This window comes from Saccharopolyspora rhizosphaerae, assembly GCF_003931915.1.
Taxonomy (GTDB): domain Bacteria; phylum Actinomycetota; class Actinomycetes; order Mycobacteriales; family Pseudonocardiaceae; genus Saccharopolyspora; species Saccharopolyspora rhizosphaerae.
In genome coordinates this window covers 1-26392 of the sequence record NZ_RSAA01000002.1, presented here as the reverse complement: position 1 = coordinate 26392, position 26392 = coordinate 1, and the positions used below count along the sequence as shown (strand labels likewise).

At 69.4% G+C, this 26392-nt stretch carries 18 protein-coding genes; 11 read left to right on the top strand and 7 right to left on the bottom strand.

Annotated elements, in window-relative coordinates; translation table 11 throughout:
* Positions 1–25 precede the first annotated feature (25 nt).
* Together EIL87_RS02485 and EIL87_RS02480 are read left to right on the top strand one after the other, a co-directional pair.
* Entirely contained in the window at positions 26–1777 is a 1752-nt protein-coding gene (locus tag EIL87_RS02485; RefSeq protein ID WP_125088499.1) for an acyclic terpene utilization AtuA family protein, read from the top strand.
* A gap of 237 nt (positions 1778–2014) precedes the next feature.
* Positions 2015–2725, top strand: a complete 711-nt coding sequence (locus EIL87_RS02480) for a TetR/AcrR family transcriptional regulator (protein ID WP_125088498.1) — start codon at positions 2015–2017, stop codon at positions 2723–2725.
* 46 nt (positions 2726–2771) lie between these two features.
* On the opposite strand, the gene EIL87_RS02475 is transcribed toward EIL87_RS02480, so the two are convergent.
* Positions 2772–3407: a GntR family transcriptional regulator gene (locus tag EIL87_RS02475; RefSeq protein WP_125088497.1), complete on the bottom strand. Its 636-nt coding sequence runs from the start codon at positions 3405–3407 to the stop codon at positions 2772–2774.
* A 127-nt stretch (positions 3408–3534) separates the two neighbouring features.
* Here EIL87_RS02475 and EIL87_RS02470 point away from each other — a divergent pair, with 127 nt between their 5' ends.
* Positions 3535–4770, top strand: coding sequence for a sensor domain-containing diguanylate cyclase (locus tag EIL87_RS02470; protein WP_125088496.1), 1236 nt, complete (start codon positions 3535–3537; stop codon positions 4768–4770).
* 152 nt (positions 4771–4922) lie between these two features.
* On the opposite strand, the gene EIL87_RS02465 is transcribed toward EIL87_RS02470, so the two are convergent.
* The gene (locus EIL87_RS02465; RefSeq protein WP_125088495.1) at positions 4923–6281 is read right to left on the bottom strand and encodes a dihydrolipoyl dehydrogenase family protein; all 1359 of its coding nucleotides are present in this window, start codon (positions 6279–6281) and stop codon (positions 4923–4925) included.
* 56 nt (positions 6282–6337) lie between these two features.
* Entirely contained in the window at positions 6338–7270 is a 933-nt protein-coding gene (locus EIL87_RS02460) for an alpha/beta hydrolase (protein WP_125088494.1), read from the bottom strand.
* Positions 7271–7622: 352 nt separating this feature from the next.
* Between EIL87_RS02460 and EIL87_RS02455 the strand changes: the two genes are divergently transcribed.
* Positions 7623–9503 carry a 2-oxoacid:acceptor oxidoreductase subunit alpha gene (locus EIL87_RS02455; protein ID WP_125088493.1) on the top strand — a complete coding sequence of 627 codons (1881 nt, stop codon included), beginning with the start codon at positions 7623–7625 and terminating at the stop codon, positions 9501–9503.
* Positions 9500–10561 carry a 2-oxoacid:ferredoxin oxidoreductase subunit beta gene (locus tag EIL87_RS02450; protein WP_125088492.1) on the top strand — a complete coding sequence of 354 codons (1062 nt, stop codon included), beginning with the start codon at positions 9500–9502 and terminating at the stop codon, positions 10559–10561. The genes EIL87_RS02455 and EIL87_RS02450 overlap by 4 nt, the downstream gene beginning before the upstream one ends.
* 60 nt (positions 10562–10621) lie before the next feature.
* Here the strand turns inward: EIL87_RS02450 and EIL87_RS02445 are convergent, their stop codons facing one another.
* The 4 genes from EIL87_RS02445 to EIL87_RS02430 all read right to left on the bottom strand — a co-directional run bounded on the left by EIL87_RS02445 (position 10622) and on the right by EIL87_RS02430 (position 15911).
* The gene (locus EIL87_RS02445) at positions 10622–12166 is read right to left on the bottom strand and encodes an acetolactate synthase large subunit (RefSeq protein WP_125088491.1); all 1545 of its coding nucleotides are present in this window, start codon (positions 12164–12166) and stop codon (positions 10622–10624) included.
* A 72-nt stretch (positions 12167–12238) separates the two neighbouring features.
* Positions 12239–13075: an alpha/beta fold hydrolase gene (locus EIL87_RS02440; protein WP_125088490.1), complete on the bottom strand. Its 837-nt coding sequence runs from the start codon at positions 13073–13075 to the stop codon at positions 12239–12241.
* Between the two features lie 71 nt (positions 13076–13146).
* On the bottom strand, positions 13147–14160 hold the full coding sequence (locus tag EIL87_RS02435) for an aldose 1-epimerase family protein (protein ID WP_125088489.1): 1014 nt from the start codon (positions 14158–14160) through the stop codon (positions 13147–13149).
* 8 nt (positions 14161–14168) lie between these two features.
* Positions 14169–15911, bottom strand: coding sequence for a glycoside hydrolase family 2 protein (locus EIL87_RS02430; protein ID WP_125088637.1), 1743 nt, complete (start codon positions 15909–15911; stop codon positions 14169–14171).
* 269 nt (positions 15912–16180) lie between these two features.
* On the opposite strand from EIL87_RS02430, the gene EIL87_RS02425 reads away from it, so the two are divergent.
* The 6 genes from EIL87_RS02425 to EIL87_RS27295 form a co-directional block, all read left to right on the top strand.
* Positions 16181–17887, top strand: coding sequence for an AMP-binding protein (locus EIL87_RS02425; RefSeq protein WP_125088488.1), 1707 nt, complete (start codon positions 16181–16183; stop codon positions 17885–17887).
* 718 nt (positions 17888–18605) lie between these two features.
* Complete coding sequence (locus EIL87_RS02420) at positions 18606–20306, top strand: glycine/sarcosine N-methyltransferase (RefSeq protein ID WP_125088487.1); 1701 nt, start codon at positions 18606–18608, stop codon at positions 20304–20306.
* 75 nt (positions 20307–20381) lie between these two features.
* Positions 20382–21584, top strand: coding sequence for a methionine adenosyltransferase (metK, locus tag EIL87_RS02415; RefSeq protein ID WP_125088486.1), 1203 nt, complete (start codon positions 20382–20384; stop codon positions 21582–21584).
* A 93-nt stretch (positions 21585–21677) separates the two neighbouring features.
* Complete coding sequence (locus EIL87_RS02410; protein ID WP_125088485.1) at positions 21678–22652, top strand: carbohydrate kinase family protein; 975 nt, start codon at positions 21678–21680, stop codon at positions 22650–22652.
* 18 nt (positions 22653–22670) lie between these two features.
* The gene (gene metH / locus EIL87_RS02405) at positions 22671–26237 is read left to right on the top strand and encodes a methionine synthase (RefSeq protein ID WP_125088484.1); all 3567 of its coding nucleotides are present in this window, start codon (positions 22671–22673) and stop codon (positions 26235–26237) included.
* A 48-nt stretch (positions 26238–26285) separates the two neighbouring features.
* Positions 26286–26392, top strand: a 107-nt coding sequence (locus tag EIL87_RS27295) for an adenosylhomocysteinase (RefSeq protein WP_148101511.1), incomplete at its 3' end; no start/stop codon positions are given.

Below are 26392 nucleotides of genomic sequence, written 5' to 3'. Positions count from 1 at the left end.
CGCCAACCCCGGATGAGGTGGATCGATGGCTGGGCCGATTCGGATCGCGGGTTTCTCCGGTTATCTGGGGGACCGGCGCAGTGCGCTCGACGAGGCGATGGCCGGGGAGCCGGTCGACGTGCTCATCGGTGACTACCTAGCCGAGTTCACCCTCGCGATGCTCGCCGCGCGGCACCGCAGCGATCCCTCCCGCGGCTACGTCGAGTACTTCCTGGAGCAGCTCGGTCCGCACCTGTCCGCGATCGCCGAGCGCGGGACGCGCGTGGTCGTCAACGCAGGCGGGTTCAACCCGTCGGGGTTGGCGGAAGCGACCCGGCGGCTCATCGCCGAGGCGGGGGTGGGCCTGCGGGTCGCGCACGTCGAAGGCGACAACGTCCTCGGACGGCTGGACGAGCTGCAGGCCGGCGGGCACGAGCTGGCGAGCATGGACACCGGGGAGCCGCTCGCGAACTGGGGCGTGCGTCCGGTCGCCGCCAACGCCTACCTCGGGGGCTGGGGCATCGCCGCCGCACTGGGCGCGGGAGCCGACGTCGTGGTCTGCGGGCGGGTGACCGACGCGTCGCTGACCACCGGTCCGGCCGCCTGGTGGCACGACTGGGAACGCACCGACTTCGACCGGCTCGCCGCTGCCGTGGTCGCGGGCCATGTCATCGAGTGCGGTCCGCACGCGACCGGCGGCAACTTCTCCGGCTTCGCCTCCATACCCGGTGCGGCAGCACCCGGCTTCCCGATCGCCGAGATCAGCGCCGACGGCACCACGACCATCACCAAGCACTCCACCGACGGCGGCGCGGTCACCGTGGACACCGTGACCGCGCAACTGGTTTACGAGATCCAGGGACCCCGCTACCTCAACCCGGACGTCACCGCGCACCTCGACACCGTGCGGTTGCGCCAGGTCGGTCCGGACCGGGTCGAGCTGTCCGGCACGACCGGATCGCCACCGCCGCCCACCACCAAGGTCGCGCTGTTCGCCCCGATCGGCCACCAGATCGTCACCACGCTCTACGCCACCGGGCTCGACATCGACGACAAGGTCGCGCTGGTCCGGGAACAGGCCGCCTCGCTGCTCGCCGGTGCCGACGCCGAACTGGACGTCTGCGCGCTCGGGACCGCCGCGGACGATCCGCAACGGCAGTGGGACGCGACCGTGCAGGTGCGCATCATGGCCACCGCCGCCGAACGCGAACCGCTGCAACGCCTCGTCTCCGGCATCGGTGAGCTGTACCTGTCGAGCATCCCGGGCTTCTTCACCGACACCGCCGCTCGGCAGGCCGCGACGCCCAGCACCCGCGTCGACTACTGGCCCGCGCTGGTCGACGTCGACGTCGTCGAGCACGTCGTCGTGCTCGACGACGGCACGCGCCTGCCCGTCGCACCGCCGCCGAGGACCGAGCACGTGGTGCAGCCCGGGCATCCCGAGCCTGACGAGCTCGAACCCGCGCGGACGCGGCGCGTGCCGCTCGGACGCCTCGCGCACGCCCGGGCCGGGGACAAGGGCGGCAACAGCAACGTCGGGCTGTGGGTGACGGATCCGGCTGCCTGGCCGTGGTTGCGCAGCGCGCTCAGCGCCGAGGAGCTGCGCCGCCTGATGCCCGAGGCCAAGGGCCTCGACATCGTGCGCCACGAGTTCCCGAACCTGCGTGCCGTGCACTTCGTGCTGCGCGGTCTGCTGGGCACCGGCGGTTCCAGCAACCTGCGCGTCGACCCGATCGGCAAGGCGGTGGGCGAGTTCCTGCGGGCTCGTCACGTCGACGTCCCGGTCGAGCTCCTGTGAACATCGGATTTCGATCACGCGCGGGAAGGTCGTACGCTAATGTGCGTATGTTGCACGCAATGGGGGAGTGCGTGCGCGACGGGGTCGGGGCGGTTCGGCGGCATCGGCTGGGGGTGATGCCGCCGAACCGGACTCGTGGGGCGCGACGTGCCACGCGGAAGTTGGGGCGCGTAACCCGATCGGCGTAGCCTCTACGCGCGGCGAACACGCCGACGTCGAGCACGAGGATGGACCGCGATGACCGATCGAGACGTCCAGTCCCGCGGCGTGCAGCTGCTCTGGGGCAGCGCGGCCCGCCCACCGCGGGGGCCGAAACCCACGCTGAGCCTGCAGCGCATCGTCGACGGCGCCGTGGAACTCGCCGACTCCGAAGGCTTGGAAGCGCTGTCGATGCAACGGCTGGCAGCCGAGCTCGGCGCGGGAACCATGTCGCTGTACCGCTACGTGCCGAGCAAGGACGACCTGATCAGCCTGATGCTCGACGCCGCGATCGGGGCTCCACCGGAGATCGGCGAGCGGACCGGCTGGCGCTCGGCGATGGAGACGTGGGCGCGGGCCAACGTCAGCGTCTTCGAACGCCATCCCTGGGCGCTGACGCTGGTGACCAAGCCGCGGGTGATGGGCCCGAACGAGGTCGCCTACCTGGAAGCCGGGCTCGCGGCGTTGCGCGGCACCGGGCTCGACCACGCCGAGATGCTCAACACCGTGCTGTTGGTGAACGGGTTCGTGCGCGGCAGCGCGCCGTTCAGGCCCGAACGGGCGCCCGGCAGGTCGAAGATGGTCAGCCTGGAGCTGCTGGCCGAGCACGGGCAGCAGGAGCGGTTCCCGACCGTCGCCGAGGTGTTGTCGGCCATGGCCGAGCACCGCCCGCGCGAGTCCGACGCGCCGTTCGAGTACGGCCTGCGCCGGGTGCTCGACGGCATCGCGGCTCGCATCGAATCGCTCTGAGGGTCGTGCGGGCAGGACCTGAGCAGCTCTGCGTGCCGCGCAGCTCCTACCCGGCGGGGACGACGACCTCGGCGCCGGACGCGGAGTGCCGGTGGGAGTCCAGGATCGAGATCGCAGCGGCCAGCTCGCCGTTGCGCAGCGCGTCGATCAGCATGCGGTGCTCTCGCACCAGCTTCCGCCGCACCGCCTGGTCGTAGAGGTGGACCGCCCGGTACGGCTCGGTCATCCGCCAGATCCGCTCGATCTCGTCGACGATCAGGTCCAAGCCGGAGGTGCGGAAGACGGCGAAGTGGAAGTCGTGGCTGAGCTCGGTCATCCGGGAGACGTCGGCCGCCTCCGACGCGGTCTCGATGCGCTCGTTGAGCTCGTGGAGTTCGAACAGCTGCGCATCGGTGAGCTGCGGGACCCGGCGCAACACCGTCGATTCCAGCGCGGCGCGCATCAGGTAGGACTGCTGCAGCTCGTCGGCCGACAGGCGGGTCACCGTGTAGCCCACGTTCGGCCGGTGGCGGACGACGCCCTCGGCTTCCAGCGACTTGAGCGCTTCCCGGACCGGGACCCTGCTGACGCCCAGCTGTTCGGCCAGGGCTTCCTGGCGCAGCGGTTGGCCCGGGAGCAGCTCCTGGTTGCGCATCATCCGCCGGATCTGATCGGCGGCGCGCCCCACCGAAGTTCCCGCCATCGCACACGCTCCGCGCTCGACTGAACCGTGGCCGGATCGTAACGCACCGTGTTCAGCGCCCTGCGCGTAGCCGTCGTCCCCGTCGTTCGATGCGGTCCTGCTGCCCGGCGGTTATGGTTCGTTCCGTATGTCCATCCCCTCGGAGCCGAGCGGCGAGCACGCCGACGCCGCACTGTGGCAGACGCTCTTCGAGCAGTCGGCAGCGGCCATGGCGATCCTCGACTTGCAGGGCAAGTACCTGCACGTCAACGCGGCGTTCTGCCGAATGCTGGGCTATGCGCGGGATGAGCTGATCGGACTCGACTACCGGGCCATCACACACCCGGACGACATCGACGACGAAGGCCCGATCGAAGCGGAAGAACCGCTGGAGAAGCGCTACATCCGCGCCGACGGCAGCGTGATCTGGGTGCTGGTGTCGCGCTCGTTCATCCGCGACGAGAACGGCGAACCCGTCCGCTTCCTGTCGCAGAGCCAGGACATCACCCGCCGTCGCGAGGCGGAACTGCTCTGGCAGCGCAGCTTCCACAACGCGCCGATCGGCATGGCGCTGCTGGACCTGAAGGGCCACTGGACCGAGGTCAACGACACGCTCTGCGACATGCTCGGCTACACCCGCGACGAGATGGTCGGCATGCACTTCAGCGAGGTGACCTACGAGGAGGACGACGACCGGGGCCCTGCCCTGCTCGAGGACCTCGTGCACGGCGTCGTGGAGACCCTCAGCATCGAGAAGCGCTACCGGCACAAGAAGGGCCACCCGATCTGGATGCTGATCCGCGCCACCGCCGTTCCCGGTGCCGACGGAGCGCCCGCGTTCGTGGTGAGCCAGTACGACGACGTCGGCGAACGCCGGCTCGCCGACGCGCACCTGGCGCAGCTGGCGCTGCACGACCCGCTCACCGGGCTGGCCAACCGCACCTTGCTGTCCGACCTGATGGACCTCGGGCTCAAGCGGATCGCGAGCGGGGACGGGATGTTGCTGGTCGTGCTCGCCGACCTGGACGACCTCAAACCCTTCAACGACCGCTACGGCCACCTGGCCGGCGACAAGGTCATCGTCGCCGCCGCCAAGGCGTTGCAGGGCGCCGTGCGCGGAGGCGACGCGGTGGCCCGCATCGGGGGCGACGAGTTCGTCGTGGTGACCGTCGTCAACACCGCGGCCGAGGCCGCGGCGCTGCGTGACCGCATCGAGCAGCAGCTCAACAGGGACGTGACCATCGGCGGCCGGACCGTAGAGCTGCGCACCAGCGTCGGCCACGCCATCACCAACGACCCCGAGGTGACCCGCGATCAGCTGCTGCACGCGGCGGACCAGGACATGTACGAGCGCAAGCGCAACCGCAGCGGCGGCCGCGACTAGCCCCCGGTGAAAGCTCGCTCCGCGTGGCGGTTCGCCACTCTGCTGCGTTCGAACGCGCGGCGGCCCGGCGTGCCCGCCACGACGCCTTCAGAACCTGCGGCGGCGCCGGTGTGATCGCCACACCCTGGAGCACGCGGTTCCCGTCGCGCCCACTAGGACGCTGCGAGCTCTTCGAGCGCTGGCTGGATCGCTCGGTGGAAGGTGGGGTAGGCGAAGATCATCTCGTTGAGGCTCGCGACGGGGACCTCGGCGTGGACCGCGACGGCGAGCGCGCCGACGATCTCGCCGCCGGCGGGCCCGACGACCGTGGCGCCGACCAGCACGCCGCGCCCGGTGTCGGCCACCAGCTTCACCAACCCCTCGTTGCCGACCTTGTGGATGAAGCCCCTGGGCGACTCGGGCAACCGGGACAGCGCGGTGCGGACGCGGTCGTGCTCGGCGACGGCCTGGGTCTCGGTGAGCCCGACCAACGCCACCTCCGGGTCGGTGAAGGTCACCGAGGGCATCGCGCGGTAGTCGGCCGGGGGGCTGGGCTCCCCCAGGATGTCGGCCGCCGCGATCCGTGACTGGTACACCGAGGTGTGCGTGTACGCGCCACGGCCGGTGACGTCGCCCACCGCCCACACGCCGTCGGCGGCGCGCATCCGCTCGTCGACGTCGATCGTCCCCGCCGAGTCGTCCAGTCCCACCGCCGCCACGCCCAGGGCACGCAGGTCGGTGCGCCGACCGGTGGCCACCAGCAGGGCTTCGGCCTCGAACTCCTCGCCCTCGGTCGTGACGTGGAAGGTCCCGTCGTGCCGCACCCCCTGCACGGTGCTGCCCACCCGCACGCGCAGCCCTTCCTCCAGCAGGCAGTCGGTGATGACCTCGGCGGCTTCGGGCTCGGCCAGCGGCAACAGCTGCGGCTTGGCCTCGACGAGGGTGACCTCGGCTCCGAAACGGGCGAAGACCTGCGAGAACTCCATGCCGACCGGGCCGCCGCCCAGCACGATCAGCGACTGCGGGACCCGTTCGGCGGCCACGGCTTCGCGGTTGGTCCAGTACGGGGTGCCGGCCAAGCCCTCGATGGGCGGGACCGCCGGTTCGGTGCCCGGGTTGAGCACGATGGCGCGCCGAGCGCGCAGCACCTGCTCACCCACGGTCACCTCGCCCGGAGCCGTGATGCTGCCGACGCCGCGCACCAGCCGGCCTCCGGCGTCCTCGAAGCGGCGGACGGCGGCCTCGTCGTTCCACCCGGTCGTGGCCTCGTCGCGGATGCGCGCGGCCACCGGCGACCAGTCCGGCGTCACCGTGTTCGACCCCGCCAGCTCCGGCACCCGTCGGGCTTCGGCGAGCGCGTCGGTCGCACGCACCATGATCTTGGTGGGCACGCACGCGTAGTACGGGCACTCGCCGCCGACCAGGCGTGATTCCACGCCGACCACGGACAACCCGGCACGTGCGAGCCTGGCCGCAACGTCCTCGCCGCCGGGTCCCATGCCGACCACCACGACATCGACCTCGTCAGTCACCTCGGTCACCCCCGTTCCGCGCGTAGCTCCAGCGCACCACCGGGAGCGCGCAAGCGCTAGCCGAGCGCGGCGCGGACCACCGCGTAGACCTCGCGCATCGCCGCAGCGGCCACCGGCATGCGCTCGGCGTCCGGGGCGAAGCCGTGGAACAGGCCTTGGCAGTGCTGGGTCGACGTCGGCACGCCCGCTTCCGCGAGCCGTTCGGCGTAGCGCTGCCCCTCGCTGCGCAGCGGGTCCCTGCCCGAGGTGAGCACGTGCGCGGGTGGCAGTCCGGTCAGGTCGTCGGCGCGTAGCGGGGAGGCGTGCGGGTGGTCGCGAACCTCCAGGTCCGGCGCGTACTCGTCCCAGAACCACATCATGTCCTGCTTGGTGAGCAGGCAGTCCGGGCCGCTGTCCACGTAGGACGGTGTGCTGAAGTCGTGGTCGGTGACCGGGTAGAGCAGCAGCTGGAAGGCCAAGTCGGGGGTTCCGCGCTCCTGGCACTGCAGCGCGGTGACCGTCGCCAGGTTTCCGCCCGCGCTGTCACCGGCCACGGCCAGGCGCGAGGCGTCACCGCCGAGCTCTTCGGCGTGCGCCGCGGCCCACACGGTGGCGGAGTAGGCGTCCTCGACAGCCGCGGGGTAGCGGTGCTCCGGGGCCAGCCGGTAGTCCACGGAGATCACGACCGCACCCGTCCCGTTGGCCATCGACCGCGCGAAGCTGTCGTGGGTCTCCAGGTCGCCGACGACCCAGCCGCCGCCGTGGAAGTACACGACCACCGGCACGCCGACCTCGGTGCTCGGCCAGTAGATCCGCACCGGCACGTCGACCCCGTAAGAGCCCGGGATGAGCCGCTCCTCGACCCGTTGGACGTCCGGCCGCGGGCGCTGCCGGCCACGCGCGCTCGCCGAGCGGCGGGCCGTCGCGGCATCGGCCAGCTCGCCACCGAGGTCGGGAGCCAGCTCCCGGATCTGCGCGACGAACGACTCGGCTTCCGGATGCAGCGGCATGGTTCCTCCACGTCGGGCTCGACCGGACTGGTGGTCCGGCCTGAGATGTAAGCCGACGGGGGCCCAGCTGGGCATCGGCCAGTTGAGCGATCGTCGCCGCACGCCAGGAGAAGTGCTGATCGTGTGGCAGATCACAGTATTCCCGGTCTCCCCGTCGTGGCGTCCGCGCAGTCCGGGATTGCACCATCGATACAGGTCCTCCAGCCTGCGCGGGAATCCGGAACTGGATCGTTCCGCGTGGGGGCGTGCAGACGGTGATCGGCAAGATCGACTCCGTGATCGCCGCCACGCCACTACCTGTATCGTTCGCCACTAGACGAACGTTGCCTGCAATTGAAGGGGAACGGATCAATTGGGCGCGACGAACGGACACCGGACGAACGGCACCCGGCAGCTCAACCGGGTCGTCATCCGCTTCGCCGGTGATTCCGGTGATGGCATGCAGCTGACCGGCGATCGTTTCACCTCGGAGGCCGCGGCCTTCGGGAACGACCTGGCCACGCTGCCGAACTTCCCGGCCGAGATCCGGGCCCCCGCGGGCACGCTGCCGGGTGTGTCGAGCTTCCAGCTGCACTTCGCCGACTACGACATCCTCACCCCGGGTGACCGGCCGGACGTGCTCGTGGCGATGAACCCGGCCGCGTTGAAGGCGAACCTCGCGGACCTTCCGCATGGTGGGATCCTCATCGTCAACACCGACGAGTTCACCAAGCGCAACCTCACCAAGGTCGGCTACGACGCCGACCCGCTGGAGGGCGAGGTCCTCGACGACCTCTACGCGGTGCACCGGGTGGCGATGGGGACGCTGACCCAGGGTGCGCTGGCGGAGACCGGGCTCGGCAAGAAGGACGCCGCGCGGTGCAAGAACATGTTCGCCCTGGGCTTGCTGTCGTGGATGTACCACCGGCCGACCGAGGGCACCGAGCGGTTCCTGCGGGAGAAGTTCGCCAAGAAGCCCGACATCGCCGAGGCCAACGTGCTGGCGTTCCGGGCCGGGTGGAACTACGGCGAGACCACCGAGTCCTTCGCGGTGACCTACGAGGTCGCCCCGGCCAAGCTGCCGGAGGGCACCTACCGGCAGATCACCGGTAACGCCGCGCTGGCGTACGGGATCGTGGCCGCCGGGCAGCGCAGCGAGCTGCCGGTGTTCCTGGGCACCTACCCGATCACCCCGGCCTCGGACGTGCTGCACGAGCTGGCCAAGCACAAGAACTTCGGCGTCACCACGTTCCAGGCCGAGGACGAGATCGCCGGTGTGGGTGCCGCCCTGGGCGCGTCCTTCGGCGGTTCGCTGGGTGTGACGACCACCTCGGGTCCGGGTCTGGCGCTGAAGTCGGAGACGATCGGTCTGGCGGTGACGCTGGAGCTGCCGCTGCTGGTGTGCGACATCCAGCGCGGGGGGCCCTCGACCGGTCTGCCGACCAAGACCGAGCAGGCCGACCTGATGCAGGCGCTCCACGGCCGCAACGGCGAATCGCCGGTGCCGGTGCTGGCGCCGTGCTCGCCGGCGGACTGCTTCGAGATCGCGCTGGACGCGGCGCGGATCGCGCTGGAGTACCGCACGCCCGTGCTGCTGCTGTCGGACGGGGCGATCGCCAACGGCTCCGAGCCGTGGCTGATCCCGGGCGTGTCCTCGCTGCCGGACCTGCGCGTGCGGTTCGCGACCGAACCCAACGCCGCCGACGGCTCGGGCGAGTTCTGGCCGTACGTGCGCGACGAGGAGACCCTCGCCCGCGAGTGGGCGGTGCCGGGCACGCCGGGGCTGGAGCACCGGGTCGGTGGCCTGGAGAAGGCCGACGGCAAGGGCAACATCTCCTACGACCCGGACAACCACGACCACATGGTCCGGCTGCGGCAGCGCAAGATCGACGGCATCGACGTCCCCGACGTCACCGTCGACGACCCCTCGGGCGAGGCCCGGGTGCTGGTGCTGGGCTGGGGCTCGTCGTTCGGGCCGATCGGCGCGGCGTGCCGGCGGGTGCGGGCCCAGGGCCTGCCGGTCGCCCAGGCGCACCTGCGCCACCTCAACCCGATGCCGGCCAACCTCGGCGAGGTGCTGCGCGGCTACGACCAGGTGATCGTGCCGGAGATGAACCTCGGCCAGCTGGCGACGCTGCTGCGCGCCCGCTACCTCGTCGACGTGCAGTCCTACACCAAGGTCGCAGGCCTGCCCTTCCAAGCAGAAGAACTGCAGAACGTGCTCATCGATGTCGTGCAGGGGGTGTCCGCGTGACCGCCACCGAGCTGGGAATGCCGTCGCTGGGCGGACTGGCCGGGGTGCCGGCCGCCGATGCGCCGCAGAAGGCCAAGGACTTCAAGTCCGACCAGGAGGTGCGCTGGTGCCCCGGCTGCGGTGACTACGTCGTGCTCAACGCGGTGCAGAGCTTCCTGCCCTCGTTGGGGCTCAAGCGGGAGAACATCGTGTTCATCTCGGGCATCGGGTGCTCCTCCCGGTTCCCGTACTACATGAACACCTACGGGATGCACTCCATCCACGGGCGCGCCCCGGCCATCGCGACCGGCCTGGCGACTTCCCGGGAGGACCTGTCGGTGTGGGTGGTCACCGGTGACGGCGACGCGCTGTCGATCGGCGGCAACCACCTCATCCACGCGCTGCGCCGCAACGTGAACCTGAAGATCCTGCTGTTCAACAACCGGATCTACGGGCTGACCAAGGGCCAGTACTCGCCGACCAGCGAGGTCGGCAAGGTCACCAAGTCCACCCCGGTGGGCTCGCTGGACCACCCGTTCAACCCGGTGTCGCTGGCGCTGGGCGCGGAGGCCTCGTTCGTGGCGCGGGTGATCGACTCGGACCGGGCCGGCGTCACCGAGACGCTCAAGGCCGCCGCCGAGCACCGGGGCAGCGCGCTGGTGGAGATCTACCAGAACTGCCCGATCTTCAACGACGGCGCCTTCGACGTCCTCAAGGACAACGAGGAGCGGCAGCGCCGGATCGTCTCCCTCCAGCACGGCGAGCCGATCGTGTTCGGTCCGGAGGACGAGCAGTACGGCGTGGTGCAGGGCGCGGACGGCCTGCGCGTCGCCAAGCTGTCCGAAGTGGACTTCGACGACGTCGTGGTGCACGACGCCGAGCGGGAGGACCCGTCGCTGGCCTTCGCCTTGTCCCGCCTCGGCGGCCAGGAGCTCAACCCGGCGATCACGGGCATCTTCCGGAACACGGTGCGGCCGACCTACGACGACCTCGCCCGCGAGCAGGTCTCCCAGGCGCAGGCGGGCAAACCCGCCGACCTGCAGAAGCTGCTGACGGGCAACGACACCTGGACCATCTGACCGGTCCAGGGTCACGACCACGACGAGCCCCACCGCACCACGCGGTGGGGCTCGTCGGCGTCAGAGCACGGCTTCGACCAGGTGGGGGCCGTGCTCCCCGTGGGCCCGGCCGAGGGCCTTGAGCAGGTCCTCGCCGGTGGTGACGCGAACGGCTTCCACGCCGAAACCCCGCGCCACGGACAGCCAGTCGACGGCGGGGTCGGCCAGGCTGGTCATGGATGCCGCCGCGGCACCGGGGTCGTCGATGCCCGCGCGCTGCAGCTCGTGGTCGAGGATCCGGTACCGGGAGTTCGAGCAGATCACCGTGGTGACGTTGAGCGATTCGCGGGCCTGGGTCCACAGCGCCTGGACGGTGTAGGCGGCGCTGCCGTCCGCCTGCAGGTTGATCACCGGGCGGTCCGGGCGCGCGATCGCGGCACCCGTGGCCACCGGCATGCCCATCCCGATGGCGCCGCCGGTCTGGGAGAGCTCGCAGTGCGCGGGCGCGGCGTCGGCGATCGCCGGGTAGGACGCCGAGGACGAGACGCCCTCGTTGACGATGATCGAGTTCTCCGGCTGGGTGAGCACGATCGCCGCCGCGATCGCGTCCGCGTCCAGTGGACCCGCCGGAGCCACCACCTCCGGGCGCTCGGCGTGCGGCGGCTCCTCCGCCGCGCTGCCGGTCCGCTCGGCCAGAGCGGCCAGGGCGTGGAGCGCATCGGCGTCGCTGTCGGCCAGTTCGTGCACCGCCATCCCGCTGGGCAGCGGGTGGCTGGGCTGGCCCTTGTAGCCGAAGAACGACACCGGGGTGCGCGCTCCCACGAGGACGAGGTCGGAGTAACCCTGCAGCGCTTCGGTCACCGCTTCCGGGAAGTACGGCAGCACCGGCACCGGCGGGATGCCTGGTCCGCGTTCGACGCGGGCGCTGCCGCGTTCGGCCAGCACCGCCCCACCTGCGGCGGCGGCGATCCGGACGGCGGTGCGGATGCCCTCGGGGCTCTCCACGACCTGTCCGCCCAGAAGCAGCACCGGACGGCGTCCGGCCGCGAGCACCTTGGCCACCTCGGCGATCTGCTGCTCGTCCCCCTGCGGGCGCTGCGGAGCAGCGGGTGCGGTGGCGGGCACGCCGCCCTGGCTCCACATGTGGTCGGCGGCGGCGATCAGCGTGGCGGGGGAGTGGTTCCGCAGCGCCGCGAGGTAGGCCTCGGCGAACTCGCCGGAGGCCGCGGCGGCCGAGCTCGTGCGACCCACCCAGCCCGACACCGGCTTGGCCAGCGACTCGATGTCGCTGTGGAGCGGGGCGTCGGCGGACTGGTGCCAGGACGCGTGCTCACCGATGAGGTTGACGATCGGCGTACGAGCCCGACGCGCGTTGTGCAGGTTCGCGATACCGTTGGCGAAGCCCGGACCCAGGTGCAGCAGGGTGAGCGCGGGCCTGCCGGTCATCCGACCGTAGCCGTCGGCGGCACCGGTGACCACGCCCTCGGACAGGCCCAGCACCGCCCGTACCTCGGGGACCTGGTCGAAGGCTTCGACCAGCGGGATCTCGGTGGTGCCGGGGTTGGCGAAGCAGACGTCGACCCCAGCGGCTGCGGCGGTGGCCAGCAGGCCTTCGGAACCCTTCACGAGCACTCCTACGGCGCGTCGGAAAACCGGACGGATGTCATGCTCACCGCCCGGACCGCCACCGGCAAGAGATCACTCCGGGTGGGCCAGCAGGTGCTGCAGCAGCAACCGGGTCAGCGAGTCCGGCGCTTCCTCGGGGATCCAGTGCGAGACCTCCTGCAGCATCTCGAACCGGTACGGGCCGGTCACGTGCTGCTCGGTGGCCAGCGCGGCGGTGGAGCCGACCGCCACGTCCTCGGTGCTCCACACGAAGAGGGTGGGCACGGTGATCGGCCCGATCTCGCCGTTGAACCGCGACGCCCGGTACCAGTTGAGCGCACCGGTCAGCGCGCCCGGCTCGGTGAGCCGCTGCACGTAGTCGTCGACGTGGTGCTGCGGGACGCCCGGGTAGTAGATCCGGCGGAGCTTGGCGGCGTTGTCGGCCAGCAGCGTCTTCTCGGCGGTGGAGGAGCGCAGCGCCTGCATGTAGGCCGAGCGCTGTTGCTGGTCCTCGTCCTCGCGCACCGCCCGGGTGAAGGCGTCCAGGTGCGGGATCGACACCGCGGTGAGGGTGCGGACGCGGTCGGGGTGCTCGGCCGCGGTGGACCACGCCACCGCCGCACCCCAGTCGTGGCCGACGAGGTCGAAGCGCTCCCACCCGAAGTGGTCCGCGATGGCCAGCACGTCCCCGACCAGCTCCTCCACCCGGTACTCGGCGACCTGCTCCGGCCGGACACCGGGGGAGTAGCCGCGCTGGTCGGGAGCCACCGCGAAGCACTCGGCCCCGCCCAGAACGCCCAGCTGCTCGCTCCACTCGACCGCCGCTTCGGGGAAGCCGTGCAGCAGCAGCACCGGGCGCCCGTCCTCGGGTCCTGCGGTCAACGCGTCGAACTTGCCTGCCGGCGTGGGGATCTGGATGTGTTCGGCCACCCGCCCACCCTAACGGGTCGCCGGGGGCCGACCGCGTTGCTGGAGCGGCCCACCCCCGGCGACCCGAGCGGTCAGGCGAGGCGGTAGCCCCAGCTTCCGGTGTGGGTCTGGCCCGGTCGCAGGACGATCAACCCGTCACCGGTGACGAAGGCGTTGGGCGCCAACGTCATGGGCTCCACGGTCAGCCCCGCCCGCGCCGGGCGGTCGGTGCTGGGGTCGTCGTCGGTGTAGACCTGCAGGTACCGGTGGTTCTCGTCGACCCACAGCTCGACGTCGACGTCCGGTCGCCGGAAGCGCACCACGGCTTCGCCGCCGGTGTGGTGCAGGCCGGTGAACGCGGTGTCCATCGTGGTCCGCGCGATCGGCCGGGCGGTGCGGAAGTCGTAGTCGGTGCCGTCCACCGGGGCGGTCCCGGTCGGGATCAACCGGTCGTCGACCTCGTAGTAGGTGTCGGCCGGGATCTCCAGCACGATGTCGTCGACGCTGGTCCCCGGAGCCGCCGCCAGGTAGGTGTGGTTGGCGGTGCCGAAGGGCGCCGGTCGCCGGCCCACGTTGGTCGCGTGCAGGGTGCTGGCGAAACCGCGGTCGTCGACCCGGTACTCGATGCGGAACGCCAGCTGGAACGGGTAGCCGTAGTCCGGTGGCAGCACGTGCTCGAGCACCACCGAATCGGAGCGGTGCCGGACCGGCGACCACTCCACGAAGCTCATCAACCCGTGCAGGGCCGTGTCGCGATCCGGCTCGTTGATCGCGACCTGCAGCTCCTCCCCGTCGAAGGTGTAGGAGCCGTGATCGATCCGGTTGGCCCACGGCAGGATCGTCTTGCCCTGGTACCCCTCGCCGACGTCGTCGGGGTCGTGGGTCAGCAGCATCTCCTGCCCATCGACCTGCCAGGACAGCACCGAGGCCGCCACGCCGCCGATCAGCACGCGCTGCCGTCCGGTGCCGATCTCGTAGAGGTGGCCGCTCGCGGTCGGGGGACCGCTGGGCGCGGCCTGCGCCGTGGCGGGCAGGGCCGCCACCGCACCGGCTGCGCCCGCCGTCCCGAGCAACGCGCTGCGTCTGCTGATCTTCGTCGATCCCATCGAACTCCTCACCGGCTCCCCGCCTCGATGGCTGCCAGGTTGTGCTCGCGCACCGACGCCACGTCCGGCTTCATGACCTTCCGGTCGTAGGTGAGGAAGCCGTTGACCTCGTTCTCGACGTCGGTTGTCTGGGTGTAGATCGCCGCGGACAAGCCGTGGGCCTCGATGATGCGCACCAGCTCGTCGCTGACTTCGCCGTAACGCCGGGTCAACTGCTCCCGGCTCTCGGTCATCTCGTAGGCGCCGGGCTCACCGGGCCAGAGGTGGCCTTCCTCGACCAGCCCGAGCCCGCCGTACTCGCCGTCCACGACCGCCCGGCCGTCCTTGATCGTCGGTGCGCCCGGACCGACGTAGGTGTGGTCGTCGTAGATGTCCCCGGCGCCGCTGTCGGGCAACGAGTAGCAGCAGTTGACGCCGCTGGAGGCGTTGATCACCCGCGAGGGATCGGTGCGCCGCGTCAGGTCGGTGATCTCGGCGGTGTCGAACTCACCCCAGCCCTCGTTGAACGGCACCCACGCCACGATGGACGGTGAGCTGCGGAGCTGGTCGATGACGTCGACCCACTCAGCGCGGTAGTGGGCCTTCATCTCCTCCGAGGGCGGCGGGCTGTCCTCCGGTGGGATGTCCAGGTCGATCGGCAGCGACGGCATGTCCTGCCACACCATCAGGCCCAGCCGGTCGGCCCAGTAGTACCAGCGCGCCGGCTCGACCTTGACGTGCTTGCGGACCATGTTGAAGCCGAGTTCCTTGGTCCGGTCCAGGTCGGAGCGCAGCGCCTCGTCGGTCGGTGCGGTGTAGATGCCGTCCGGCCAGTAGCCCTGGTCCAGCGGGCCGTGCTGGAAGACGACCTCGCCGTTGAGCGCCAGCCGCGGCCGGCCCTGCTCGTCGTGGACCAGGCCCGTCGTGCGCAGACCCGTGTAGCTGCCGACCTCGTCGAGCACGGTGCCGTCGGCGCCGAGCAAGCGCACGGTCAGGTCGTAGAGGTGCGGGTCCTCGGGGGTCCACAGGCGCGGTTGCGGGACGTCGACGCGCACCGGTCGCCCGGCCGGGCCGGTGGTGCGGGTGACCTCCGCGCCTTCGATGTCGCGCACCGCGACCTCGACCTGCTCGCCGTCGTTCGTCGAGGTCGAGGCGGTGAGGTCGAAGCCGGTCAGGTCGGGGGTGATGTCCAGTCCGGTGACGTGCGCGGGAGCGACGGGTTCGAGCCACACGGTCTGCCAGATGCCGGAGGCCCCGGTGTAGAGGATGCCGCCGGGATCGTTGCGCTGCTTGCCCACCGGGTAGGGCTGTGTCTCGTTGCCGTCGGAGACCGCGACGGTGAGCCGTTGCGGCGCACCGGGTTCCACGGCGCCGGTGATGTCGGCGGAGAAGGCGGTGTACCCGCCTTCGTGCACGGCGACCTGCTTGCCGTTGACCGAGACCTCGGCGCGCTGGTCAACGGCGCCGAAGTGCAGGACCAGCCGCTGCCCGGCCCAGTCGGCGGGCACGTCGAAGGTGCGCTCGTAGACCATCTCGTCGTCGTGGCGCTGCACCCCGGACAGCGCGGATTCCGGCGGGTAGGGGACGAGGATCTGCTCGGTGGGGTTCTCGCCGCCGGTGTAGTCCCACAGGCCGTTGAGGTTGAGCCAGCGCTCGCGGGTCAGCTGCGGTCTCGGGTACTCGGGGAGGGCGTTGTCCGGGCCGACCTCGTCGGTCCACGGGGTGGTCAGCGGTGGTTCCGCGGGCTGCCAAGCGGGTTCGGCGGTGGCCATCGATGCTGGTACTCCGGAGCAGGTGAGCAGGAGAGCAGTGATGATCGTCGTGACGGGTCGGAACACGGAGTCCTCCTTGACGCCGGAAATTCCGAAAGGAAATCACCAGTAATCAACAACAGTGACCACAACCGCACGAAGAGTCAACGCTGACGAGCCAGGACCCGCAAATCGGAGCAATCACGACGGCACGTCGGGGTGGCCGATCCCACCGCGGTCATGGTCCACTTCAGCTCCTGGCAGCGCAGCCGAGGAGATTGGGGGCCGGAGTGCCGGCGACATCGTCTGGTGAGGCGTTCCTGAGCGCGCGCGACTACCTGCTGCAGCATCGGGAGGACTACGACGCGGCGCGGGAGGGCTTCCGCTGGCCGCGCTTCGAGGAGTTCAACTGGGCGCTGGAGTGGTTCGACTCCATCGCCGAGCGGCGCCCGGACGCGTTGGCGCTGTGGATCGTCGACGCGGGCGGCGGGGAGCAGAAGATCACCTTCGCCGAGATGACCGCCCGCTCCAACCAGGTGGCCAACTGGCTGCGCGGGCTCGGCGTCGCGCGCGGTGACCGGCTGATCCTGATGCTGGGCAACCAGGTGGAGCTGTGGGAGACGATCCTGGCGGCGATGAAGCTCGGTGCGGTGATCATCCCCGCCACCCCGCTGCTGGGAGCGGCGGACCTGCGCGACCGGGTGGACCGTGGCAGGGCGCGCCACGTGGTGACCACATCGGACGACGCGACGAAGTTCACAGACGTGCCGGGTGACTACACCCGCATCGCCGTCGGGTCCGATGTGACCGGTTGGCACTCCTACGCCGAAAGCGCCGGAGCGGAGACGAATTTCACCGCCGACGGTCCTACCAGGGCGGACGACCCGCTGTTGTTGTACTTCACGTCCGGTACCACGGCGAAGCCGAAGCTCGTCCAGCACACGCACGCCTCGTACCCCGTGGGCCACCTGTCCACGATGTACTGGATCGGCCTGGAACCCGGTGACGTTCACCTCAACATCTCCTCGCCGGGGTGGGCCAAGCACGCCTGGAGCAACGTCTTCGCGCCGTGGAACGCCGAGGCGACGGTGTTCATCTACAACTACTCGCGCTTCGACCCGACAGGCCTGCTGGAGCAGGTGCAGCGCTGCCGGATCACCAGCTTCTGCGCACCCCCGACGGTGTGGCGGATGCTCATCCAGGCCGACCTCGGGTCGCTGCGCACGCCGCCGGAGAAGGTCGTCGGGGCGGGGGAACCGCTGAACCCGGAGATCATCGAGCAGGTGCGGCGGGCGTGGTCGGTGACCATCCGCGACGGCTTCGGCCAGACCGAGACCAGCGTCCAGGTCGCCAACACCCCCGGCCAGCCGGTGCGGCTCGGGTCGATGGGCAGGCCGCTGCCGGGCTTCGACGTGGTGCTGCTGGACCCGGCGACCGGCGAGGAGGCCGACGAGGGCGAGATCTGCCTGGCGCTGCAGCCCCGCCCCGTGGGGCTGATGACCGGCTACGCCGACGACACCGAGCGCACCGACGAGGTCACCCGCGGTGGGCACTACCACACCGGGGACGTCGGATCGCGGGACGCGGACGGCTACATCACCTACGTCGGGCGCACCGACGACGTGTTCAAGGCCTCCGACTACCGCATCTCACCGTTCGAGCTGGAGAGCGTGCTGCTGGAGCACGAGGCGGTCGCCGAGGCCGCGGTGGTGCCCGCACCGGACCCCGTCCGGCTGTCGGTGCCCAAGGCCTACGTGGTGCCGGCGCCCGGCCACGAACCCGACGAGCGCACGGCCGAGTCGATCTTGCGCTTCGCCCGGGAGAACCTCGCGCCCTACAAGCGGGTGCGGCGGCTCGAGTTCTTCGAGCTGCCCAAGACCATCTCCGGCAAGATCCGGCGGGTCGAGCTGCGCGGCCGGGAGAACGAGCTCCACGCGTCGGGGGAGCGGGTGCGGACCGAGTACCGCGACGAGGACTTCCCCGGTCTCAGGAGCTGAACCGAGGCGCAGGGCCGCCGTCCGGGCCGGGGCCTGAGCCCTCCCGGTCGGCGGTGCTCCTCGCTGGTCCGGGCGCTGGATCGGTCCGGCGATCCCAGGGCGGGTGCACCAATTGACTGACACTCCGGAAAAAGCTATGGCGCTGCGCGGGCGAACACCGTAACATCCGTGCTCCGCTCTTCGATGGAAGTAGTGCGAGGAGCAAAAAGTCAACCGCCGCTCCGGCTATTCACAAGAATTTTGTCGGTCGGAACTCTTGATGTGGCGCGAACTTTGTGCTACATCAGGCGCGCGTTAGTGTACATCTCATCAAGATTTTTTGCACTCACGTGATCGTTACCGGCGCCAAAATCATCTCGAGAGTGCCCTGGTGATAGCGCATTTTTTCACCCAGGGTGACAACGCGAATCACGCAATCATCGCATTGCGGTGATTACCGTCACACGTTCGTACGCTTGCTTCGTGATCTCCTTCGCCTAGGTTGGTTAAGCGACGCACGGAAATGCGTTGCGCCGGTTGGCAAGGGTGCCGACCGAGTGCGATCGGCGTTGGTGCTGCGGCCTTGAGCGTTTTCTCGGCTGCCCGCGCCGGTCGGAGGTGTTGCCTTTTTTCGCAGTGGCGACCCGCACGGCCGCGAGACACATGCTCGGGGCACGGATTTGCGCATGCCTGAAGTTCGCGGGCTGGCGCATGACCAACGTGAGTGGTGGGAGTGAAAATGGCCAAGAGCGTGGACGACCTGACTTCTAACGGGGCTGGTTCGCCTGACACGGCCGATCTGGTGGCCCGTGAAGAGCAGGTGTTCGGCGACAATCCGCTGGAGGTCCGCGAGTCGGACCACTACACCCACGAGTACGTCGGCGGATTCGTGGAGAAGTGGGACGATCTGATCGACTGGAAGAAGCGCTACGAGAGCGAGGGCAGCTTCTTCATCGACCAGCTCAAGGCTCGCGGTGTCAAGTCCGTCCTGGACGCGGCCACGGGTACCGGTTTCCACTCGGTGCGGCTGCTCGAGGAGGGCTTCGAGACGGTCTCCGCGGACGGCAGCCCGCAGATGCTGGCCAAGGCCTTCCAGAACGGGCTCGAGTACGGCGGCCACATCCTGCGCGTGGTGAACGCGGACTGGCGCTGGCTGAATCGTGACGTCCACGGCGAATACGACGCGATCATCTGCCTGGGGAACTCGTTCACGCACCTGTTCTCCGAGCGGGACCGCCGGAAGACCCTCGCCGAGTTCTACGCCATGCTCAAGCACGACGGCGTTCTGATCATCGACCAGCGGAATTACGACTCCATCCTGGACGACGGATTCAGCTCCAAGCACACCTATTACTACGCGGGTGAGGACGTTTCCGCGGAGCCGGACTACGTCGATGAAGGTCTGGCGAGGTTCAAGTACACCTTCCCCGACAAATCCGAATTCTTCTTGAACATGTACCCGCTGCGGAAGAACTACATGCGGCGGCTCATGCGTGAGGTCGGGTTCCAGCGGATCGACACCTACGGCGACTTCCAGGAGACCTACCAGGAAGGCGAGCCGGACTTCTACATCCACGTCGCGGAGAAGAAGTACCGTCCGGACGAGGAACTCTCCGACGTCTACTCGAACGCGGTGCACACCGCCCGCGACTACTACAACTCCGAAGACGCGGACAATTTCTACTACCACGTCTGGGGCGGCAACGACATCCACATCGGTCTCTACAACTCGGAGACCGAGGACATCGACGCCGCTTCCCGCCGGACCGTCGAGCGGATGGCCTCTCAGGTCGAGATCACGCCGGAGACCCGCGTCCTCGACATCGGCTCGGGCTACGGTGGTGCCGCCCGCTACCTGGCCAGGACGTACGGCTGCAAGGTCTCCTGCCTCAACCTCTCCGAGGTCGAGAACGCCCGGAACGTCGAGTTCAACCGGGCGGAAGGCCTCGACGAGCTCATCGAGGTCAAGGACGGTTCCTTCGAAGACATCCCGTTCCAGGACAACGCCTTCGACATCGTCTGGTCCCAGGACGCGATCCTGCACAGCGGTGACCGTCCCCGCGTGCTCGAAGAGGTCGTCCGCGTCCTCAAGCCGACCGGGTCCTTCCTGTTCACCGACCCGATGGCGGCCGACACCGCCAAGCGCGCCGATCTCGGCCCGATCCTCGATCGGCTGAGCCTGGACACGATGGGTTCGCCCGGCTTCTACCGCCGCGAGCTGGCCCGTCTTGGTCTGCAGAACTTCGAGTTCGAGGACCTGACCGAGTACCTGGCCACCCACTACGGCCGGGTCCTGCAGGAACTGGAAGCCCGAGAGGGTGATCTGGCCGACAAGATCAGTGACGCCTACCGCACCAAGATGAAGGCCGGTCTGAAGAACTGGGTGTCCGGGGGCAAGGCGGGCAACCTCGCGTGGGGCATCATCCACGCCCGTGCATGAGGTCCCCCGGGTGAAGGACCTGAATACCGTACGCAAGGATCAAAAGCTGCAGAGCTTGTGAGGTGAGGAGCAGTCGTGAGTGAGATCAACCGCCGGTTGTTCACGAGTGAGTCGGTGACCGAGGGCCACCCGGACAAGATGTGCGACGCGATCAGCGACTCGATCCTGGACGCGATGCTGGCCCAGGACCCGGCTTCGCGCGTCGCCGTGGAGACCATGGTCACCACCGGCCAGGTGCACGTCGCCGGCGAGGTCACCACGAAGGCCAACATCGACGTCCCGAGCCTGGTTCGGGAGAAGATCCTGGAGATCGGTTACGACTCCTCGATCAAGGGTTTCGACGGCACCACCTGCGGTGTGAACGTCGCGATCGGCAAGCAGTCCCCGGACATCGCCCAGGGCGTTGACGAGGCGCACGAGAAGCGCGTCGAGGGCAGCGAGGACGAGATCGCCAAGCAGGGCGCCGGCGACCAGGGCCTGATGTTCGGCTACGCCTGCAACGACACCGACGAGCTGGCGCCGCTGCCGATCACCCTGGCGCACCGCATGTCGCGCCGCCTGACCAACGTCCGCAAGGACGGCACGCTGCCGTACCTGCGTGCCGACGGCAAGACCCAGGTCACCGTCGAGTACGCCGGTGACCAGGCAGTCAGCCTGGACACGGTCGTGCTGTCGACCCAGCACGCCGAGGACATCGACCTCGACGGCCAGCTGGTCGGCGACATCCAGAAGCACGTCATCGCGCCGGAGCTGGAGCGCGCCGGTCTGGACTCGGGCGACGCCCGCGTCCTGATCAACCCGACCGGTCGCTTCGTCGTCGGTGGCCCCATGGGTGACGCCGGTCTGACCGGCCGGAAGATCATCGTCGACACCTACGGCGGCATGGCCCGCCACGGTGGTGGCGCCTTCTCCGGCAAGGACCCGTCGAAGGTCGACCGCTCCGCGGCCTACGCCATGCGCTGGGTGGCCAAGAACGCGGTCGCCGCGGGCCTGGCCGGCCGCATCGAGGTCCAGGTCGCCTACGCGATCGGCAAGGCGGCTCCGGTCGGCCTGTTCGTGGAGACCTTCGGCACCGAGAACGTCGACCCGGTCAAGATCCAGGCGGCCATCAACGAGGTCTTCGACCTGCGCCCCGGCGCGATCGTCCGTGACCTCGACCTCCTCCGGCCCATCTACGCCCCGACCGCCGCTTACGGTCACTTCGGGCGCAGCGACGTCAACCTGCCGTGGGAGAACACCGACCGCGCGGAGGCCCTGAAGAGCGCCGCGGGTCTGTAAACAACCCCCCATACCGACGAAGCTGTTCGCAGGCTGCGGGGCGCCGCCCAACGGCAGTGTCCCGCAGCCTGCCCTGGTGAAGGAGTTATCCAAGTGCGGATTGCGGTGACCGGTTCGATCGCCACCGACCACCTGATGTCCTACCCCGGTAGGTTCACCGACCAGCTCGTGGCCGACCGGCTGGAGCAGGTCTCGCTGTCGTTCCTGGTGGACGAGCTGGAGGTGCGTCGTGGCGGCATCGCCGGCAACATCACCTTCGGTCTCGGCAAGCTGGGTGTGACCTCGACGCTGGTGGGCGCGGTCGGCCAGGACTTCAACGACTATCGCGCGTGGCTCGAGCGGCACGGCGTGGACACCGGGTCGGTGCACGTCTCGGAGACGAAGCACACCGCGCGCTTCCTGTGCACCACCGACACCGACCACAACCAGATCGCGTCGTTCTACGCCGGCGCCATGGCCGAGGCTCGCGAGATCGAGCTCAAGCCCGTCGCCGACCGCCTCGGCGGCCTCGACATCGTCGTGATCTCGGCGAACGACCCCGACGGGATGGTGCGGCACACCCAGGAGTGCCGCGACCGCGGCTACGACTTCCTCGCCGACCCGGGCCAGCAGCTGGCCCGCATGGAAGGCGATGACATCCGTAAACTCGTGGACGGCGCGCAGTACCTGTTCACCAACGAGTACGAGCACGGCCTCCTGCTGCAGAGCACCGGCTGGAGCGAGGACGAGGTCCTCGGCCGGGTCGGCAAGTGGGTCACCTCGCTCGGCCCGAAGGGCGTGCAGGTCAAGGCCAAGGGCGAGCCGACGCTGCTGGTCGAGCCCCCGAAGGAAAAGCAGAAGGGCGACCCGACCGGTGTCGGTGACGCGCTTCGCGCGGGCTTCCTCGCCGGACTGGGCGGTGGCCTGAGCCTGGAGCGTTCGCTGCAGCTGGGCTGCACCCTCGCGACAGTGTCCCTGGAGACCGACGGTCCGCAGGAGTACGACGTCGAACGGGACTCGTTCCTGGCCCGCATCGCCGAGGCCTACGGCGACGAAGCTGCGGCCGACATCGGGCCGAAGCTGCGCTGACGAACGGGGAGTAGCGGCATGTCAGACCGGCACAACGATCCCAGCGGTTTCCTCGCTGCCATCGACGAGCGAGTCCTCGTCGCCGATGGCGGCATGGGCACCGCGTTGCAGGCCTACGACCTCACGTTGGACGACTTCTCCAACCTCGAGGGCTGCAACGAGATCTTGAACGTGACCCGGCCCGACGTGGTGACCTCGATCTACCGGGGCTACCTGGAAGCGGGCTCGGACGCGATCGAGACCAACACCTTCGGCACCAACTGGGCCAACCTGGCCGAGTACGACATCCCGGAGCGCATCCGCGAGCTGGCCGAGGCCGGTTCGCGGCTGGCCCGGGAGGCCGCCGACGAGTACTCCACGCCGGACCGCAAGCGGTTCGTGCTGGGCTCGATGGGGCCGGGCACCAAGCTGCCCACCCTGGGGCACGCCCCCTACGCCAAGCTGCGTGACGCCTACTACGAGCAGGCCCTGGGCATGCTCGACGGTGGCATCGACGTGTTCCTGGTCGAGACCTCGCAGGACCTGCTGCAGACCAAGGCCTCGATCGTGGCCGCCAAGCGCGCGATGGCCGAGACCGGCCAGAAGCGGCCGATCATCGCGCAGGTCACGGTGGAGACCACCGGCACGATGCTGGTCGGTTCGGAGATCGGCGCGGCCCTGACCGCGCTGGAACCGCTCGGCATCGACATGATCGGCATGAACTGCGCGACGGGTCCGGCCGAGATGAGCGAGCACCTGCGGGTGTTGGCGGAGAACTCGCGGATCCCGCTGTCGGTGATGCCCAACGCCGGTCTTCCGGAACTGGGCCCCAACGGCGCGGTGTACCCGCTGCAGCCCGACGAGCTGGCCGAAGCGTTGGCCGGCTTCGTCCGCGACTACGGCGTGCGCCTGGCGGGCGGCTGTTGCGGTACGACCACCGAGCACGTCCGCGCGGTGGCCGAGGCAGTGGGCGGCACCGCTCCGACACCGCGCACCCCGGAGATCATCCCGTCGGTGTCCTCGGTGTACCAGAGCGTCCCGTTCCAGCAGGACGCCTCGATCCTCAACGTCGGTGAGCGCACCAACGCCAACGGGTCGAAGGCGTTCCGCGAGGCGATGCTCGAGGAGCGCTACGAGGACTGCGTCGAGATCGCCAAGGCCCAGACCCGCGAGGGTGCGCACATGCTCGACCTGTGCGTGGACTACGTGGGCCGCGACGGCACGCACGACATGCGGGAGCTGGCCTCGCGGCTGGCCACCGCGTCGACGCTGCCGATCATGGTGGACTCCACCGAGCCCGACGTGATCGAGGCCGGCCTGGAGCACCTGGGCGGGCGCTGCGCGGTCAACTCGATCAACTACGAGGACGGCACCGAACCGGGCGGGCGCTTCCACCGCGTCATGGAGATGGTCCGCGAGCACGGTGCGACCGTCGTGGTCACCTGCATCGACGAGGAAGGCCAGGCGCGCACCAAGGACTGGAAGCTGCGCGTCGCCGAGCGGATGATCGAGGACCTCACCACCAACTGGGGTCTCGACGAGTCCGCGATCATCATCGACTGCCTGGTCTTCCCGATCACAACCGGTCAGGAAGAGGTCCGCCGGGACGGCATCGAGACGATCGAGGCCATCCGGGAGCTCAAGCGGCGCCATCCCGAGGTCCAGACCACGTTGGGCTTGTCCAACGTGTCCTTCGGTCTGAACCCGGCGGCCCGCCAGGTGCTCAACTCGGTGTTCCTCAACGAGTGCCGTGAGGCCGGGCTGGACTCGGCGATCGTGAACTCCTCGAAGATCCTGCCGATGAACAAGATCGACGAGGAGCCGCGCAAGGTCGCCCTGGACCTGGTCTACGACCGGCGTGACGGGGACTACGACCCGCTGCAGAAGCTCATGCAGCTGTTCGAGGGCCAGACCGCCAAGTCCTCCAGCGCCTCGCGCGCTGAGGAGCTGGCCAAGCTGCCGCTGTTCGAGCGCCTGCAGAAGCGGATCATCGACGGTGAGCGCAACGGCCTCGAAGAGGACCTCGAAGCGGGCATGCAGGAGAAGGCCCCGCTGGCGATCATCAACGAGGACCTGCTCGGCGGCATGAAGGTCGTCGGTGACCTCTTCGGCTCCGGCCAGATGCAGCTGCCGTTCGTGCTGCAGTCGGCCGAGGTCATGAAGGCGGCGGTGGCCTACCTCGAACCGCACATGGAGAAGGACGACTCCGGCGGCAAGGGCAAGCTGCTGCTGGCCACGGTCAAGGGCGACGTCCACGACATCGGCAAGAACCTGGTCGACATCATCGTCTCCAACAACGGCTACGACGTGGTCAACATCGGCATCAAGCAGCCGATCAACGCCATCATCGAGGCCGCTGAGGAGCACAAGGTCGACGCGATCGGCATGTCCGGTCTGCTGGTGAAGTCCACCGTGATCATGAAGGACAACCTGCAGGAGATGAACTCCCGCGGGCTGGCCGAGAAGTACCCGGTGATGCTCGGTGGCGCGGCCCTGACCCGCACCTTCGTGGAGCAGGACCTCGACGAGGTCTACGAGGGCGACGTCCGCTACGCCAAGGACGCCTTCGAGGGCTTGCACCTGATGGACCGCCTGATGGCCATCAAGCGCGGCGAGACCCCGGAGGAGGACGCCGCCGAGGAGGCCAAGAAGGCCGAGCGCAAGGAACGCCGGGCGCGTTCCCAGCGCATCGCCGAGAAGCGCAAGGCCGAGGCCGGTGACGAGCCGGGCTACGACGACACCACGCGGTCCGACGTGGCCGCCGACGTCGAGGTCCCGACCCCGCCGTTCTGGGGCTCGAAGGTGGTCAAGGGCGTCTCGGTCAACGACTACCTGCAGCTGCTCGACGAGCGCGCCACGTTCTTCGGCCAGTGGGGCCTGCGCGGCGCCAAGAAGGGCGAGGGAGCGACCTACGAGGAACTCGTCGAGTCCGAGGGCCGGCCGCGGCTGCGCCACTGGATCGACGAGCTGTCCACGCAGGGCATCCTGCAGCACGCGGCGGTGGTCTACGGCTACTTCCCGTGCGTCACCGAGGGCAACCACCTCGTGGTGCTGGACAAGGAAGAGCCCGACGCCCAGGAGCGGCACCGGTTCTTCTTCCCCCGGCAGAAGCGCGACCGCCGACTGTGCCTGGCCGACTTCTTCCGCACGCGGGAGCAGGCCGAGAAGACCGGTCAGGTCGACGTGCTGCCGATCCAGCTGGTGACGATGGGCCAGCCCATCGCCGACTACGCCAACGAGCTGTTCGCCAAGAACGCCTACCGGGACTACCTGGAGGTGCACGGCATGGGTGTGCAGCTCACCGAGGCGCTGGCCGAGTACTGGCACCGCCGCGTGCGGCGCGAGATGGCCTGGGCCAACGGCGGCAACGTGGCGCAGGAGGACCCGACCGACGTGCGCGAGTTCTTCAAGCTCGGCTACCGGGGCGCCCGCTACTCCTTCGGGTACGGCGCCTGCCCGGACATCGAGGACCGCGCCAAGCTGGTCGACCTGCTCGAGGCCGAGCGCATCGGGGTCGTGCTCTCCGAGGAGTTCCAGCTGCACCCCGAGCAGTCGACGGACGCGATCATCGCGCACCACCCGGAAGCCAAGTACTTCAACACCTGATTCCGCTGGTCCATCAGCTGCCAATCAGTAAGTAACAGAAGGGAAGTCATGAGCGTCAAGCTGCAGAAGGTCAACGGCCTGGAGTTCGCCGTGAAGGACCTGGGGCTGGCTGAGTCCGGTCGGCATCAGATCCGGTTGGCCGAGCACGAGATGCC